Origin of the sequence: Micromonospora sp. NPDC007271 (assembly GCF_040634005.1) — a bacterium.
GTDB lineage: Bacteria > Actinomycetota > Actinomycetes > Mycobacteriales > Micromonosporaceae > Micromonospora.
In genome coordinates, this window is record NZ_JBEYER010000138.1 from 1 (window position 1) to 14935 (window position 14935).

At 74.3% G+C, this 14935-nt stretch carries 12 protein-coding genes; 7 read left to right on the top strand and 5 right to left on the bottom strand.

Annotated elements, in window-relative coordinates; translation table 11 throughout:
* Positions 1 to 89: 89 nt before the first annotated feature.
* Positions 90 to 500, bottom strand: a complete 411-nt coding sequence (locus tag ABZ570_RS31165; protein ID WP_358071295.1) for a hypothetical protein — start codon at positions 498 to 500, stop codon at positions 90 to 92.
* Between the two features lie 97 nt (positions 501 to 597).
* Between ABZ570_RS31165 and ABZ570_RS31170 the strand changes: the two genes are divergently transcribed.
* The 5 genes from ABZ570_RS31170 (at position 598) to ABZ570_RS31190 (ending at position 6544) form a co-directional block, all read left to right on the top strand.
* Positions 598 to 3276 (top strand): AAA family ATPase, encoded by a 2679-nt coding sequence (locus tag ABZ570_RS31170; RefSeq protein WP_358071297.1) that lies wholly within the window; start codon positions 598 to 600, stop codon positions 3274 to 3276.
* 78 nt (positions 3277 to 3354) lie between these two features.
* Positions 3355 to 3867 (top strand): SigE family RNA polymerase sigma factor, encoded by a 513-nt coding sequence (locus tag ABZ570_RS31175; protein WP_358071299.1) that lies wholly within the window; start codon positions 3355 to 3357, stop codon positions 3865 to 3867.
* Positions 3864 to 5096 carry a hypothetical protein gene (locus tag ABZ570_RS31180; RefSeq protein ID WP_358071301.1) on the top strand — a complete coding sequence of 411 codons (1233 nt, stop codon included), beginning with the start codon at positions 3864 to 3866 and terminating at the stop codon, positions 5094 to 5096. The genes ABZ570_RS31175 and ABZ570_RS31180 overlap by 4 nt, the downstream gene beginning before the upstream one ends.
* Before the next feature lie 328 nt (positions 5097 to 5424).
* Positions 5425 to 6174: an SDR family oxidoreductase gene (locus tag ABZ570_RS31185; protein WP_358071303.1), complete on the top strand. Its 750-nt coding sequence runs from the start codon at positions 5425 to 5427 to the stop codon at positions 6172 to 6174.
* A 145-nt stretch (positions 6175 to 6319) separates the two neighbouring features.
* Positions 6320 to 6544 carry a hypothetical protein gene (locus ABZ570_RS31190; RefSeq protein WP_358071305.1) on the top strand — a complete coding sequence of 75 codons (225 nt, stop codon included), beginning with the start codon at positions 6320 to 6322 and terminating at the stop codon, positions 6542 to 6544.
* A gap of 72 nt (positions 6545 to 6616) precedes the next feature.
* On the opposite strand, the gene ABZ570_RS31195 is transcribed toward ABZ570_RS31190, so the two are convergent.
* From ABZ570_RS31195 to ABZ570_RS31205, 3 genes are all read right to left on the bottom strand, one after another.
* Entirely contained in the window at positions 6617 to 9394 is a 2778-nt protein-coding gene (locus tag ABZ570_RS31195) for a tetratricopeptide repeat protein (protein WP_358071307.1), read from the bottom strand.
* Positions 9395 to 9510: 116 nt separating this feature from the next.
* The gene (locus ABZ570_RS31200) at positions 9511 to 9840 is read right to left on the bottom strand and encodes a GYD domain-containing protein (protein ID WP_358071309.1); all 330 of its coding nucleotides are present in this window, start codon (positions 9838 to 9840) and stop codon (positions 9511 to 9513) included.
* 63 nt (positions 9841 to 9903) lie between these two features.
* The gene (locus ABZ570_RS31205) at positions 9904 to 10125 is read right to left on the bottom strand and encodes a hypothetical protein (protein ID WP_358071311.1); all 222 of its coding nucleotides are present in this window, start codon (positions 10123 to 10125) and stop codon (positions 9904 to 9906) included.
* 102 nt (positions 10126 to 10227) lie between these two features.
* On the opposite strand from ABZ570_RS31205, the gene ABZ570_RS31210 reads away from it, so the two are divergent.
* Positions 10228 to 13554, top strand: coding sequence for an AAA family ATPase (locus ABZ570_RS31210; RefSeq protein ID WP_358071313.1), 3327 nt, complete (start codon positions 10228 to 10230; stop codon positions 13552 to 13554).
* Positions 13555 to 13609: 55 nt separating this feature from the next.
* On the top strand, positions 13610 to 14611 hold the full coding sequence (locus ABZ570_RS31215) for a hypothetical protein (protein WP_358071315.1): 1002 nt from the start codon (positions 13610 to 13612) through the stop codon (positions 14609 to 14611).
* Positions 14612 to 14671: 60 nt separating this feature from the next.
* Here ABZ570_RS31215 and ABZ570_RS31220 read toward each other — a convergent pair.
* Positions 14672 to 14935, bottom strand: a 264-nt coding sequence (locus ABZ570_RS31220; RefSeq protein ID WP_358071317.1) for an ABC transporter permease, incomplete at its 5' end; no start/stop codon positions are given.

Here is a 14935-nt window from a genome sequence, read left to right on the forward strand (position 1 = left end):
AAGGGCGACCTCACCGCCACTTCCGAGGTGCTCGCCCGCACCGATCTGGCCGTCCCGGCCGGGACGGGCGCCGACGGATCGCACGGAGTTCAACCCGCCTTGCGAAGACCGGCGAACTGCAGGCCGGTGAAGCCGGCGACCACGACCGCCTGCGCGACCACCAGCGCGGTGCCGAGGCCGGTCAACGGAAACCAACCGGCGATGAGCAGTTCGGCGCTCCCGACCACCCAGGCGGCGTTGACCGCCATCACGGCGACCACCGCGGCCCTGCTCACCGTCGGTCGTGCGGCGAGGAAGAACAGGGCGGCGGCCCAGGCGACCAGGAACGCCCCGATCGGGTAGAGGAAGGCGGCGGGCAGGCCGAACAGCTCACCGAAGATCGCCGCGGCGAGGACGCAGACGACTCCGATGGCGCCGGAGCCCATCGCATCCTGCTTCAGGGCGAAGCGGAGCAGCCTGGCGTCGGCGGCGGGCTGGACGGTGCTGGCGATGGTGGCCATCTCGGCGGTCCCTTCATAGTGCTGACGTGCCGTTGATCACGAAGCTACGGAGGAACGCGCCGGGCCGAATCAGTCACGGTGACGGTAGGTTCCGGACGTGTTGTACGGACGAGCCGGCGAGCAGGCGCGGATCGAGCGGCTCCTGGCGGAGGCCCGGGCCGGCCGGAGCGGAACCCTGGTCGTCCGAGGCCCGGCGGGGATCGGCAAGTCCGCGCTCCTGAGGCATGCCGCCGAGCGGGCGGAGGGCATACGCGTCGTGCGTGGCGTCGGTGTCGAGTCCGAGGCCACGCTGCCCTTCGCCGCACTCCACCTGCTCCTGCGCACCGGTCTCGACCGGATCCACACGCTGCCCGACGCGCAGGCCACCGCCCTCAACGGCGCTCTCGGGCTGGGCGACATCGCCCCGCGCAGCCGGTTCCTGGTCGGGCTGGCCACGCTGAGCCTGCTCGCCGAGCTAGCCGGGGACGGCGCGCTGCTCTGCCTCATCGACGACGCACAGTGGTTCGACCAGGCGTCCCTCGACGCGCTGATGTTCGCCGCCCGCCGCCTCGAGGCCGAAGGCGTCGTCATGATCTTCGCCGCCCGCGAGGGCTTCCCCGCCGTCGGGCTGCCCGAGCTCCGGCTCGGCGGGCTGGACAACTCAGCCGCCGCCGCCCTGCTCCCCGCCGACCTTCCACCGCAGGTGCGGGAGCGACTCATCGAGGAGTCGGACGGCAACCCGCTGGCGCTCCTCGAACTGCCCGCCGCGCTCAGCGCCGAGCAGCGGGCGGGACGACTGTCACCGGTGGGTGCGATGCCCGTCGCCGACCGAGTCCGGGACGCGTTCCAGGCCCAGATAGCCGCGCTTCCCGAGCCCGCACGGGCTGCGCTGCTGATCGCGGCGGCGGACGGCTCCGGCGAGCTGGAGACGCTGGTAGCCGCGGGTGCCTCCCTCGACGGGCTGGGAGCCGCCGAGCGGAACCGGCTGATCGAGATCACCGGCAACGTTGTCGGCTTCCGGCACCCCCTCATCAGGGCCGCCGCCTATCAGAGCGCGCCGGCCGCCCGCCGCCTCGCCGTACACCGGGCCCTTGCCGACGCCCTCAGCCGCTCGCCGGCCGTCGACGCGGCCGACCGGCGGGCGTGGCACCTGGCCGCCGCCGCGCTCGGTCCCGACGAGGACATCGCCCGGGAGCTGGCGGAAGCGGCGGAGCGGGCCCGTGGCCGCGGCGGCCACGCCGCGATCGCCGCCGCGTACGAGCGGGCCGCCGAACTCACCGCCGACCCGGTCCGACGATCCGGACGACTGGCCGCTGCCGCGCTGGCGGCAAGTGACGCGGGACTGATGGATCGGGCTGCCGGGCTCGCCGACCGCGCCACGCCCGATGTGGACGACCCGGACGTCACCGCCGCTCTGGTCCAGGTACGCGCCCATCGCGAATTCGAGTCGGGCACCCCACTCGCGGCGGGCCGGATCATCTTGGACGGCGCCCCCCGCGTGGCCGCCCGGTCCGCCGAGCGAGCCACCTGGCTGCTGGTGGAGGCCGTCCGCTGCGCCTGGTTCGCCGGGGACACCCGGCTGGCGGAGGAGGCCGCCGCCGGGCTCCGCGCGCTTCCCGCGATCGACTCGCCGCTGGTCGTCGGGGCGCTCGGGCTGGCCCGCCTGATGGCCGGGGACATCGGCGGTGGGGTCGAGCTCATGAGCGAGGCGGTGGACGACGAACACGGGCGGGCCGGGCTGGGGGTGCCGGGACTGACCTTCACCGCCTCGCTGTCATTCGCGCTGGGCCGCGTCGCTTTCGGCGCGGAGATCGCCGGCCGCGTCGTGGCGGACTGCCAGCGGAGCGGGATGATCGGCTGGCTCGCCCACGCGCTCGAGGACCATGGACTCGCACTGGGCTGGCTCGGCCGGTACGGCGAGGCCACCGCAACACTCAACGCGGGGCTGCGACTGGCGACGGACCTGGGCCACGAGCAGCGGGTCAGCCACCTGACGTGCTCCCTCGCCTGGGTCCTCGCCCACCTCGGCGACGGGCGGGGCTGCCGCGCGAAGGCCGAAGAGGGCGTGGCGAGAGCCGACAAGCAGGGCATGGTGCTCGCGGCGTCCATCGGGCGCTGGGCACTGGGCCTGCTGGAACTCGGCCTGGGCCGGCCAGATGTGGCCCTCCGGCAGTTGCGGGCCATCCCCGTCACCGGCATCGCCGTCCTGTCCGCCCCGGACCAGGTCGAGGCTGCGATTCGCAGCGGCCAGCCGGAACTGGCACAGGAGCCGCTCGCCCGCTACGAGGCCTGGGCGCGGCAGGTCCGTCAGCCGTCGTCGGACGCGATCGCCCTGCGCTGCCGCGCGCTCGTGGAGGAGGACGAAGCGCATTTCGCGCAGGCCGTACCCCTGCACGGCGACGCCCAGCCGTACGAGGAGGCGAGGACGCGGCTCGCCTACGGCGAGTGGCTGCGGCGGGCACGACGGCGGGCGGATGCCCGCGTACAGTTGCGCGGCGCTCTGGAGATCTTCGACCGGCTCGGCGCGGAGTTGTGGGCCGAACGCGCCCGCACGGAGCTGCGCGCCACCGGCGACGTGCCGGCGGCGCCGCGCCGGGCCGGCGACCCGCTCAGCGTGCTCACCCCTCAGGAACGCCAGGTCGTACGGCTGGCGGCCGGTGGCGCCTCCAACCGCGACATCGCCGCCCAGCTCTTTCTCAGCCCGCGGACCGTGGGCTACCACCTCTACAAGGCGTTTCCCAAACTGGGGGTCACGTCCCGGGCCCAACTGGCGGCGATCGCGAGCCTTCCCGGCTGACGCCACCCTCGACAAGGGCCCGTACAACCGTTTCCGGCCAACGGCTGTCTGTAGGGGGGAACTGACGGAGGTAACCGGATGCCCGACGCATCGGAACAGGAATACGTCGAGTACCTCAGCGCGCGGCTGCCGATGCTGCACCGGCTGGCGTATTCGCTGTGCGGAGACACCGACCAGGCCGACGACCTGGTGCAGGAGACGGCGGTCCGGCTCTTCGAGCGCTGGTCCCGGGCGTCGCGGGCCGACCAGATCGACGCGTACGTCAGGACGATCCTGGTGCGGCTCTTCCTCGACGGCCGCCGCAAGGGCTGGTGGCGGATCCGGCTCTTCGGCGCGCCGCCGGACGTCCGCCGCACCGAGGACCGGGGCGTGGAGGACCGGACGGTGCTGCGGGACGCGCTGGCGAAGGTGCCGCCACGTCAGCGGGCCGTCCTGGTCCTGCGGTTCCTGCACGACCTGCCGGTGGACGAAGTGGCCCACACCCTGGGCTGCTCGGCCGGCACGGTGAAGAGCCAGACCTCGCACGGTCTCGCCGCGATGCGCCGACTGCTCGGCGACCGGGTGTTGATGGAGACGGGAGCGGTGCGATGACAAACGATGAGGAACACTTCGCCGGACTGCTGCGCCATCTCGACGACGGCCCCGACCGGCCGTCCCGGGTGGACCTGCCCACGGCGATAGGCGAGGCGCGCCGGCGCCGGCGCAACCGCCGGACGTTCACCGCCTCGGTCGCCGGGGTGGCGGCGGTGGCGGCGGTGGCGGCCGTGCCGCTGGCCGTACGGGCCGACCGGCCGATCGAGCGGGGGCGGCCGATGGCGACGGGGACGTCGGCCAGCGCCAGCCTTCCGCCGCCGTCGGCTGGGCCGACCACCTGCACGGCCGAGTTGCTGCCCATCCCCGGTGGGCGCAGCAAGAGCCTGGTCACCGGCGGCGACCCGACCGGCCGGTATCTGCTCGGTCGCTCGTTCCCGGACCAAGGACTGTCGCACCCGTTGATCATTTGGGACGGCGATCGCGCCCACGACGTGCGGCTCCCCGGCTCCTACCAAGAGCTGACCGACATCAGCCCGTCCGGCGTCGCCGTCGGTACGGCGTATTTCGGCGGCCGGCCGCAGCCGTACGTGGTGCGGTATGGCAAGGCCACCCGGCTGCCCGGGGTGGGGGCGGGCGAGGCCACGGCGATCAGTGCCGACGGCCGGATCGTCGGGGCCCGGCAGGACGGCGACCGGCGGCTGCCGGTGCTGTGGTCCGGACCGGACAAGCCGGCCGTCGACCTGCCGCTGCCCGGCCCGAAGTGGGAGGGGATCGCCATCGGCGTCGACTCCGACGGCACGGTCGTCGGCATGATTCAGGCCGGTCCGGGCGCGGCAATCAAGGCGGTCGTCTGGCGCTCCGGCGGGAAACCCGAACTGCTGCCGCTGCCGTCGACCACGGACGGTACGGCGACCGAATTCCATCCCGTGACGTTCCAGGGCGGGTGGATCACCGGCACGGCGTACCGGGGCGACGGCGACACGAGGTCCGTGCACGCCGTCCGCTACCACCTGGCCCGCGGCGAGTACGTGCCGTTGCCCCCCAAGCTCAATCCGACCGCCGGCAACGGTCGAGGATGGGTAGTCGGCCGGGTCGACCGCATCGACGCCGGACTGGCGACCGACGACGGGCTGGTGCGGCTGCCCGACCTCGACGGGCGCACCGGCCGGTACGGCGCGGGCGCGGTGAGCATCAGCGATGACGGGCAGGTGATCGGTGGCCAGCTCGACACGAAGTCCGGCCAGCACACCATCGACATGCGCGCGGTCCGCTGGCGCTGCCGCTGACCGGTGCTCCGGCGCCCGGGGTGACACCCGGGCGCCGGAGTCGCGGACAACCCGCCAGGACTCCCGTTGAACGCCGCTACGGCGTGGCGGACTCTGGCCGCCCCGATGTACGGCTGACGGACGTCGCGCCGTATCCAGGGACGGAAACCAGAACGGGATCCACGTATCGGACTTATCCGTAAGATCCACTTGTCTATCGCAAATCGGTGCTGATTGCTAGCCTGACGCTTGCGCCGGCGGCGATGCCATGTGGTCGCGACGGGCAGGAGGCGAGCTTCACGGCAGCGTTGTGAGCCGGGTCGGCCCTACCTCTGGGAGGGAAAGAGTCATGCCTGGTCAACTCATCGGCAGGAACGTCATCGTCACCGGGGGGACCCGGGGCATCGGTCGGGGCATCACCCTCGGCCTGGCCGCGGCCGGCGCGAACGTGGTGGCCTGCTACCGCACCGAGGGCGACCATCTCGACGCGCTCGCCCAGCGACTCAAGGAAACCCCCGGCGAGCACCGGCTGATCCGGGCCGACGTGACCGACGCGGAGGACGTCGAGCGGGTCGCCGACGAGGCGCGGAGCACCTACCGGACGGTCCACGGCCTGGTGCACAACGCGGGGGTGATCAGCCAGGTGCCGTTCGGCGAGCTGACGCCCCAGGAGTGGCACCGGGTGGTGGACACCAGCCTCACCGCGGCCTACCTCATGGTCAACAGGACCCTGCCGCTGATGACCGCCGGTTCCTCCGTGGTGGCCATCGGATCCCGGGCGGCCACGGTCGGGATCCCGCAGCGGGCGCACTACACCGCGGCGAAGGCCGGCCTCCTCGGGCTGGTGCGCTCGCTGGCCAAGGAGTTGGGCCCGCAGGGCATCCGGGTCAACGTCGTCTCCCCGGGCACGATCGAGACCGAGGAGGCGGCGCAGGACTCGTCGGAGGAGCGGCGCGCGTACGTCGAACGCCACTCCCGGATCGTCGCGTTGCGGCGCTACGGACGGTCGGAGGAGGTGGCCGACGCGGTGGTCTTCCTGCTCGGCGACCAGTCCTCCTACATCACCGGGGAGACCCTGTACGTCGACGGCGGCATCTGAGCCGGCCGGCTGCCCTGCCCCGCCTGCCCGCGCGTGGTCACCGACTCCCGCTGACCGCCCCACCCCGGCCGCCTTCCACAGCGCTTCCACAGACCGCCGGCACAGTGGGCATCAGTCGGTCTGAGTCCCGACCCGGGGAAGGACGATGTTCAAGCTCACCACCGCGTGGCAGGGCGGCCGGGCAGCCCTCTGCGCGGGCAGCCACAACCTCACCTACCGGCCGCTGCACCAGCACGACGACACCGTCCTGGGGCGGCGAGACCACCTGCTCAACGGGCCGTTCCAGCAGCGGTTCGCGGCCGGTGCCGGCCTGCCGCGGGCGGGCGTCGCCGCGACAGCCGACGAGGTCGACGAGGAGGCCACGGACTGAGGAACCCCGACGTCGTCCATCCTGACGGTGCCGCACCTGAGGACGGGGGGGTGCGGCACCCCGCAGCGGCCCTCACCCGGCTCCGCTGAGCAGCGCGCGCACCCGCGCGGCCTCCGGATGCTCGATCTCGGTGAGGATCTCCAACGACCGCTGCCAGGATCGCCGGGCGGCCTCGCCGTCACCGGACGCGCGCTGGGTCTCCCCCAGATAGCGGAGGGTGGTCGCTTCGTTGGGACGGTCGCCGAGCCGCTGATAGAGCGCGAGAGCCTCGCGATAACAGGAGACCGCCTGCCGGAGGTCGACGTGCCGGTAGGCGTACCCGAGGCTGTCCCACGCCCCGGCCATGCCGACCGGGTCGCCGATGCGCTCCAGCAGGGCCAGCGACCGCCGGCAGTGCAGGATCGCCTGCTCGTGATCGCCCAGCAGCGCGTGGCACCAGCCCACCGAGTTGAGCGTGTTCGCCTCGCCCCGCTCGTGGCCGGCGCGCTGGAACAGCTCCAGGGCGCGCTGGTCATGGCGCAACGCCGCGCCGATGTCCCCACGCTGCTCGCACAGCCAGCCCAGGCTGCGGTACGTGAACCCCTGCCCGGCCAGGTCGCCGAGCCGGGCGAACAACTCCAGCGCCTGCCGGTAGTGCTCCTCGGCGACGTCGAACTGGTGCATCCGGACGTACGCGCCGCCCACGGTCCGGTGCGCCTCCGCCTCGGCGGCGCGGTCACCCAGCCGCCGCGCGGCGGCCACCCCGGCCTGCCCGGCCCGCACCCAGTCCGACCAGTGCCCGCGCCGGGCGAAGAAGTTCGTGGCCGCCCACGCCAGCGGCCACACGTACCCGTCGAGCCCGTACCGTGCCGCCAGATCCAGGGCGGCGAGCAGCACCGCGTGCTCGGCCTCGAACCACGCGAGCGCCGCGGGCTGGTCCGCGAACCCCTCGACGGTCACACCGTCGGTGACCGGCGGTACCTCCAGCGGATCACGGTGCGGCCAGAGCATCCGGTCGGCCGCGAGCGCGGTGTGCAGGTAGTGCTCCAGCGCCCGCTGCCGCGCCGTTGCCGACTCGGCGTCGTCCCCGGCCAGTTCGGCGGCGTACATCCGGAGCAGGTCGTGCAGCAGCAACCGGCCGGGTAGGTGCTCCACCACCAGGTGCGCCGCCGCCAACTCCCGCAGCGCCGGCCGTACCCGGTCCGCGGGCTCGCCGGCGAGACTGGCCGCCGCGGCGAGCGTGAGATCCGGGCCGGGATGCGCCGCCAGCAACCGGAACAGCCGAGCCGCCGCCGGGGTGAGCCCCTGGTACGACCAGGAGAAGACGGCCCGTACGTCCGTGCTGGTGTCGCCGCCGGTGAACGCGTCGAGTCCACCGGCGGGCGGCAGCTCCTCGGCGAGCGAGGCCAGTGTGAACTCGGGGTGGGCGGCGGCCCGGGCGGCCACGATGGCCAGGGCCAGCGGCAGCCGCCCGCACGCGTCGATGATCGCCTCCACCGCCGCCGGCTCCCCGGCGACCCGCGCCGCCCCCAACCGGCGGGCGATCAGCTCCCGGCACTCGCTCCGGGGCAGCGGTGCGAGGCGCAGCGGCCGGGCGCCCTCGGCGACCACCAGACCGGGCAGCTGGTTGCGGCTGACCACCACCGCGGCACAGCCGGGCGCGCCGGGCAGCAACGGGCGCACCTGCTCGGCGTCGCGGACGTTGTCGAGCACCACCAGCACCCGCCGGTCGGCCAGCAGGCTGCGGTAGAGCCCCGCCTGCGCCTCGAGCGTGGCCGGCACCCGATCGGGCGGCACGCCGAGCGCGTCGAGGAAGCCGCGCAGCGCCTCGCCGGCCGCCACCGGTGGCCCGGTCGGGTCGAAGCCGCGCATGGTGACGAACAACTGCCCGTCCGGAAAGTCGCCCAGGACGCGGTGCGCCAGCCGTACCGCGAAGAGGGTCTTGCCGACGCCGGCCGGCCCGCCGACGAGTACGACGGGGGAGCCGTCCGCAGTGGAGCGCAGCAGCTTGCGGCCCTGGTCGAGGCAGTCGGCGCGGCCCACGAACTGCGGCGGGTCGGGCGGCAGCAGGCAGGGCCGCGGCAGCTTGCCGTGCTCGGCCGGCAGTGGTCGCAACGGCAGCCGGCGCTGCAGGATGTCCCGCTGGAGCTCGTGCAGCTCGGGCGCGTCCAGCCCGCGCTCCCGCAACAGCACCAGGCCCTCGCGGCAGACCTCGGCCGCCTCGTCCACCCGCTGCTCGGCGTAGAGCGTCAGGGCGAGCAGCCGCCGCACGGCCTCGTCGTAGGGATCGTCCACCAGGGCACCGGACAGCTCCGCGATCGCCTCGGCCTGCCGGCCGAGCGAGCTGAGCGCCTCCGCGTACCCCCGCCGCGCCGCGCGGCGCATCGCGTCGAGCTGGGCGACCTTCGGCAGCACGAACGAGCGGTCCGCCACGTCGGCGAAGGCCGGGCCACGCCACAACGCCAGCGCCCGATGGAGCAGATCGGCCGCGCGCGCGACCAGGTCGGGCTCACCCGTGTCGAGCAACCGGCGGCCCTCCGCGCACCAGCGCTCGAACCGGTGGTGGTCGACCGTGTCCGGTGGCACGTCGAGCCGGTACGCCGCGTTGCCGCCCGCGCCGACCGTCACCACCACCGGCTCCTCCGCCGCGTTCAGAGCGCGGCGCAGATGCGACACGTGGCTACGGAGCGTGGCCCGCGCGCCGGGTGGGGGCGACCCGCCCCACAACAGCTCGACGACCCGGGACGCCGGCACCGCCGAGCCCGCCTCGACCAGCAGGACCGCCAGCAGTTCCACCAGTTTCGGGCCGAGCCGGACGGTCCGCTGGCCGAGGGTCACTCGCACGGGGCCGAGCACGCCGATGCGCAACACCCAGGCTCACGCTCCCCACTCGGTCGCCCGTCCCGACCACCGTAGTGGATCCTGAGACGACCTTGAGTGGGGCGAGCGTCACGGTCCCGGATCGCGGATCAGGGTCGCATCCCGGCTCACGTGCCCGGGGCCTGGTAGGTCAGCTTCGTCCGGGTCGCCTCGTCGACCTCTTCGGGCGTCAGCACCGGGGTGACCCGGCTGTACACCCCGCCCGCCGCCCGGATGGCGACGGCCAGGGCGGCTGCGGCTTTGTGGTCCGGCAGGTCACACACCGCATAGGTGTCGTACTTGCCGAATGAGAAGAACAGGGACTCCATCCGGCCGCCACAGCGCTCGATCGCCCGCCGAGCTACCTCGGCCCGCTTCGTACCACCGTCGGCGACCAGCCCTTTGACTCCGTCGTTGGTGTAGGTCGACTCCAACAGGAATTTCGGCACCTCGATCATCCTCCACGTCTTCCGGCGCCCCCGCGGCCGCCGATGCCTGCTCGGATCAGTCCCGCGGTGCGTTCAGCGGGTCCCCTGGCGCTGGATCCGCTCGCCGCCCTCGACCCTGGCCCGGTCCTGGTCCCGCTCGGTGCCGGAGGTGCCGGTCGCGGCCCGCAGGTGCCGCCGGTGTGGGGAGCGTTCGACCTCGGAGCCCTGCCGGCCCCGGGCCCCGCTGCCCGGATTCCGTCCCGCGCGCGCCGATTCGCCGCCGGGGTCGTGCTTGTTCGCCTTGTGACTACCCATGGGCCGCGCGTACCCGTCACGCCAGCGCCTAGTCATCGCACCCGGCGTAGCTCGTCGAAAGGGCAGCCCGATGTCGGAGGGTTCCGCTACCGTCGCGATGTTATGGAGCGGCGGTTCCGCGAGATCCTGATCGGGCGGGAGCACCCCGCGGCTCTGCTACGCGCCGAAGTGGACCGCGCGACGGCGAGCCACGGCGGCCTCGTGCTGGTCACCGGCGAGCCGGGCATCGGCAAGACGACCCTCGTCACCGCCGCCGCCGAGGAGGCCCGGGGCGGCGGCGCGCTCGTGCTCGGCGCCGCCTGCTGGGATTCTGACGCCGCACCCGGCTACTGGCCGTGGATGCAGGTGCTGCGCCGCCTGCGCCGTTGCGCCGACGACTGGGCACTGGCCCGCGAGGCGGCCGAGCCGGGGCTCGCCGTCCTGCTCGGCGAGGCCGCCAGTGCTCACGCCCTCGACAGTGGGGACGACGCCACCGACGGCGGCCCCGAGGAGTTCGCGCTGCACGACGCGGTGACCACCGCGCTGGTCGCGGTCGCCCAGCGTCGGCCGGTGGTGGTCGTCCTCGACGACCTGCACTGGGCCGATCCCGCCTCGATGCGGCTGCTGCAGTTCGCCGCCCAGCACACCTGGTTCGAACGACTGCTGCTGATCGGCACCTACCGCGACGCGGAGGTCGAGTCGGGCGACCACCGCCTGCGCCCGCTGCTGATGCCGCTGACCACGAAGGCGACCACCATCACCCTCACCGGACTGTCCCGCGACGAGGTGGCCGCGCTGATCATGCGTACGGCGGGCCGCGAGCCCGCCCCCGCGCTCGTCGACGAGGTGCACCGGCGCACCGGCGGCAACCCGTTCTTCGTCGAGCAGACCGCCCGGCTGTGGCGGGCCGACGGCCTGGTCACCACGATCGCCCCCGGCGTCCGGGAGGCCGTGCGGCGCCGCCTCGCCCAGCTGCCCGACCCGGTGGTCGGGGCGCTCACCGTCGCCGCCGTACTCGGCCGCGAGTTCCACCGGCAGGTGCTCGCCGCCTGCATACCCACCCCCGCCGCGGAGGTCGACCGGCTCCTCGACCGTGCGGTCGCCGCCCGGCTGGTGGTCGCCCGCGGTGGCGGCCGGTTCGCCTTCGCCCACGACCTGGTCCGGGAGACGCTCTACGACGGGCTGCCCGACGCGGACCGGCGCCCCCGGCACGCCGCCGTCGTGCGGGCCGTCGACCGGTCGGCCGTGCTCGCCGACCGGCTGATCCCGGCCGACCTGGCCCGCCACGCCTGGCTCGCCGGCGCGGACCTCGACCCGTCCCGGGCCGCCGACCTGCTGGTCGCCGCCGCCCGGGACGCGAGCGGCCGGCTGGCCGTGGAGGAGTCGACACTGCACTTCCGCCGCGCGCTGGAGGTGGTTGCGGAGCCGGTGCAGCGGGTCAAGATCATGGTGGAGCTCGCCCAACTGCTGCACCACGTCGGCGCCGACGAGGCCCAACGGCTGCTCGCCGACGCCGCGGCGCTCGCCCTCACCCTCGACGAGCCGGTGGCGCTTGCCCGGGTGGCGCTCAGCGCCCACCGGCACGAGGCCTTCACCGGCCGCCGGGCCGACGCCGAGACGTTGCTGCGCGAGGCGTACCGGCGGCTCATCGGCGAACCCGACGGCAGCCTGCCGCTGAGCACCGTCGTCGCCGACCTCATCACCGCCACCGAGACGCTCGCCCGCCGCGGTGCGGACGACGAGGCGCTCACCTTCAGCCTGTGGGCCCGCCACGACACCACCTGGGGGCTCGGCACCGCCGCCGACCGGGCCGTACTCACCGCCGAGATCCGCGACGTGGCCCGCCGCGCCGGCGACCGGGAGACCGAGCTGTGGGCGACCTCGCTGCGCTGGGTCGCGCTGCTGGAACTCGGCGACCCGCGCTACCGCGACGAGCTGACCGCCTTCGTCACCGGATGCCGGCAGGGTGATGTCGCCCGCCACCGCATCGGTGCGGCCATCGACGACGGCATCATCGCCGCCTTTCGAGGTGACTTCCCGACGGCCGACACCCTCCTCACCGAGCTGGTCGACTTCGGCGAGTGGGAGCACTCCGACCACGCGTTCATGAACCTCCACCTGCGCTGGTCGCGGCTGCTGCTGCAGGGCCGGCACGCCGAGGTCGACACGCTGCTCGACGGCGCGGAGCAGAGCGACCGCTCCTTCCTGGACCTGCTCCGGGCGATCACCGCCGCCGAGCGCGGGGACGGCGAGACGGCCACGCGGTTGACCGTCGGCATCGAAGCGGCCGGTACGGCGTACACCCGGGCGATGTCCCCGCTGTGGCTGCGCCTGCGTGCGCAGGTCGCCGCCGCGACCCGCGACCCGCGCCGTTGCGCCGAGGCGCGCCAGGCGCTGGCGCCGCACCGTGGGCAGTGGCTGACCGCGCTGTTCGGCTGCGACCTCAGCGGCCCGGTCGACCACTGGCTCGCCGTCGTCGACGCGGCCCAGGAGCGCTGGGACGACGCGATCGCCGGGTTCGAGGCGGCCCGCGACGGCGCCGACCGGCTAGGTGCCCGACCCTGGTCGTTGATCAGCCGCGCCGCGCTGGCGGACGCCCTGGCCCGTCGGGGCCGGGCCGGCGACGCGGCCGCCGCAGCCGAGCTGCGTGCCGCCACGGCGCAGCAGGCGCGGGCGCTCGGCATGAGGCAGGTGCTGCGCCGGCTCGGCGCCGCCGAAGCCGCCGCCGAGCCCGACGTCGGGCCGGCCGCCGGGCCCGACCGTCGGGCCGCCGCGCCCGCGCACGAGCGGCCGTCCGGGGCGCGGGCATCCGCCGGGCCGGCGCTCGATCACGAGTTCCGGCGCGACGGTGCCGTCTGGCGACTCGCGTACGCCGGCACGGTGGTGCACCTGCCCGACGCCAAGGGGCTCCACGACCTACGCCTGCTGCTGAGCCGCCCGGGCACCGAAGTCCCCGCGGTCGAGCTGCTCGACCCCGCCGCCGGGGCGGAACTGGTCGCCGCCCGACGCCTCGGCGGCGATCCGGTCCTCGACGACGAGGCCAAGGCCCGCTATCGGCGCCACCTCCAGCGGCTCGACGACGAGATCGACCGGGCCGCCGCGCGCGGGGACGACCCGAAGGTGGCCGCCCTCGACGCCGAGCGGGCCGCCCTACTGGCCGAGCTACGTGCCGCAGCCGGGCTGGCCGGCCGCAGCCGCCGGCTCGGCGACGAGGCCGAGCGGGCGCGCAAGGCGGTGACCGCGCGGATCCGGGACACCCTGCGCCGGCTCGGCGACCGCCACCCGGCGCTCGCCGCCCACCTGCGCGACACCGTCAGCACCGGCAGTTCCTGCCGCTACCTGCCACCCGAGCCGGTGCCCTGGCGCCTGCACGACGTGTCCCACCCCGACCGCCCGCGCTCGCCCGGCGCCGACCACCAGCCCGCCGCCGGCTCCCCGATCCGGCAGTGACCAACTGCCGGATCGGCCGAGCGCCGTGACAGGTGGCCGGGCGTATGCTCCGCCGGTGTTCCGGAACCTGTTCAACCGCGGTCCCCGGCCGGTCGAGCCGGCCGTCGACGTGGACCGCGCCCTCGACGACCTGCAGCTGCGTGCCGCGCGGACCAAGGCGGCCGGCGGAGACTGGCGTGCCGCCCGCGACGTCATCGAAGCCGCCGGCGCCGACTGGGAACGCCGTGGCCGCCGCGTCAGCGTCCTCAGCGACACGGCCGCCGACGACGGCACCTGGCTCTACGACTGGCTGACGGCCACCCCCGACGATCCCACCGCCAACGTCCTGCTCGCCGCGACGCTCGCCGAACAGGCCGGTCGGGCGCGGGGCTCGGCCCCGGCCAGCCACACGACCCAGGAGCAGTTCCAGGACTTCGCCGAGCTGTCGGCCCACGCCGCGGCCGCCGCGCGCCGGGCGATCAGCCTCGCCCCGCACGATCCCACCCCGTGGGTCGGCGTGCTCTGGGCGATGTTCGCCGACGGCCACTCCCGGCAGGCGGAGTTCCACCAGGCGTTCACCGAGGCGCTCCGCCGTGACCCGTACAATTTCGGGACCCACCTGGCGGCGGTGAGCTTCCTCTGCGAGAAGTGGTACGGCTCGCACCAGGAGATGTTCGGCCTCGCCCGGCAGGCGGCCGCCGCGGCCCCGCCCGGCACGGCCGTCACCATGCTCCCGCTGTTCGCGCACTTCGAGTACGCGATGCGCGAGTTCAACTGGGGCACCCCCACCCCGGAGGGTGTGCTGGCCTGCCGCCGCTACTTCCAGCGGCCGGAGGTGCGGCAGGAGTACGACGCGTGCGCGGCGAAGTGGCGCGGCGCCGGCCGGCCCACGCACGGCGACGCGATGGTGTGCCGCAACTGGCTCGCCCTCGCCTACGCCCTCGCCGACCGGCGGGCCGAGGCGAAGGCCATGTTCGACGAGATCGGCCCCTACGCCACGAGCCCGGTGTGGTCGTACTTCTTCGGCAGCATCGAGCACGGCTTCCAGCACAACCGGCGGTGGGCGAACGCCCGGTAGACCGCGGCCACGACGGCGGGGGTACCGCGGAACCCCGCGCTACCCCCGTGCCCGTCGTGCTCAGCGCCGGTTGTAGCGGTACATGGTCAGCGTGCCGAACACCGCCACGAACCCGGCGCTCCACAGCAGCAACCACAGTGTGTTCGTCGCGTCGGGCGTGCCGGCCATCGCCGCGCGTACGGCTGCCACCAGGTGGGTGATCGGGTTGACCTTGACGAACGCCTGCAGCCAGCCCGGCATGGTGCCCGGGTTGACGAAGACGTTGCTCAGGAAGGTCAACGGGAACAGCACCATCATGCTGACCCCCATCACCGACTTCTCGCT

What these genes read in the sequence shown, in the direction of transcription:
- ABZ570_RS31165 (WP_358071295.1), bottom strand. Translation starts at nt 500, where the DNA reads ATGGCCACCATCGCCAGCACCGTCCAGCCCGCCGCCGACGCCAGGCTG.
- ABZ570_RS31175 (WP_358071299.1), top strand. Translation starts at nt 3,355, where the DNA reads ATGCCCGACGCATCGGAACAGGAATACGTCGAGTACCTCAGCGCGCGG.
- ABZ570_RS31180 (WP_358071301.1), top strand. Translation starts at nt 3,864, where the DNA reads ATGACAAACGATGAGGAACACTTCGCCGGACTGCTGCGCCATCTCGAC.
- ABZ570_RS31185 (WP_358071303.1), top strand. Translation starts at nt 5,425, where the DNA reads ATGCCTGGTCAACTCATCGGCAGGAACGTCATCGTCACCGGGGGGACC.
- ABZ570_RS31190 (WP_358071305.1), top strand. Translation starts at nt 6,320, where the DNA reads ATGTTCAAGCTCACCACCGCGTGGCAGGGCGGCCGGGCAGCCCTCTGC.
- ABZ570_RS31200 (WP_358071309.1), bottom strand. Translation starts at nt 9,840, where the DNA reads ATGATCGAGGTGCCGAAATTCCTGTTGGAGTCGACCTACACCAACGAC.
- ABZ570_RS31205 (WP_358071311.1), bottom strand. Translation starts at nt 10,125, where the DNA reads ATGGGTAGTCACAAGGCGAACAAGCACGACCCCGGCGGCGAATCGGCG.
- ABZ570_RS31210 (WP_358071313.1), top strand. Translation starts at nt 10,228, where the DNA reads ATGGAGCGGCGGTTCCGCGAGATCCTGATCGGGCGGGAGCACCCCGCG.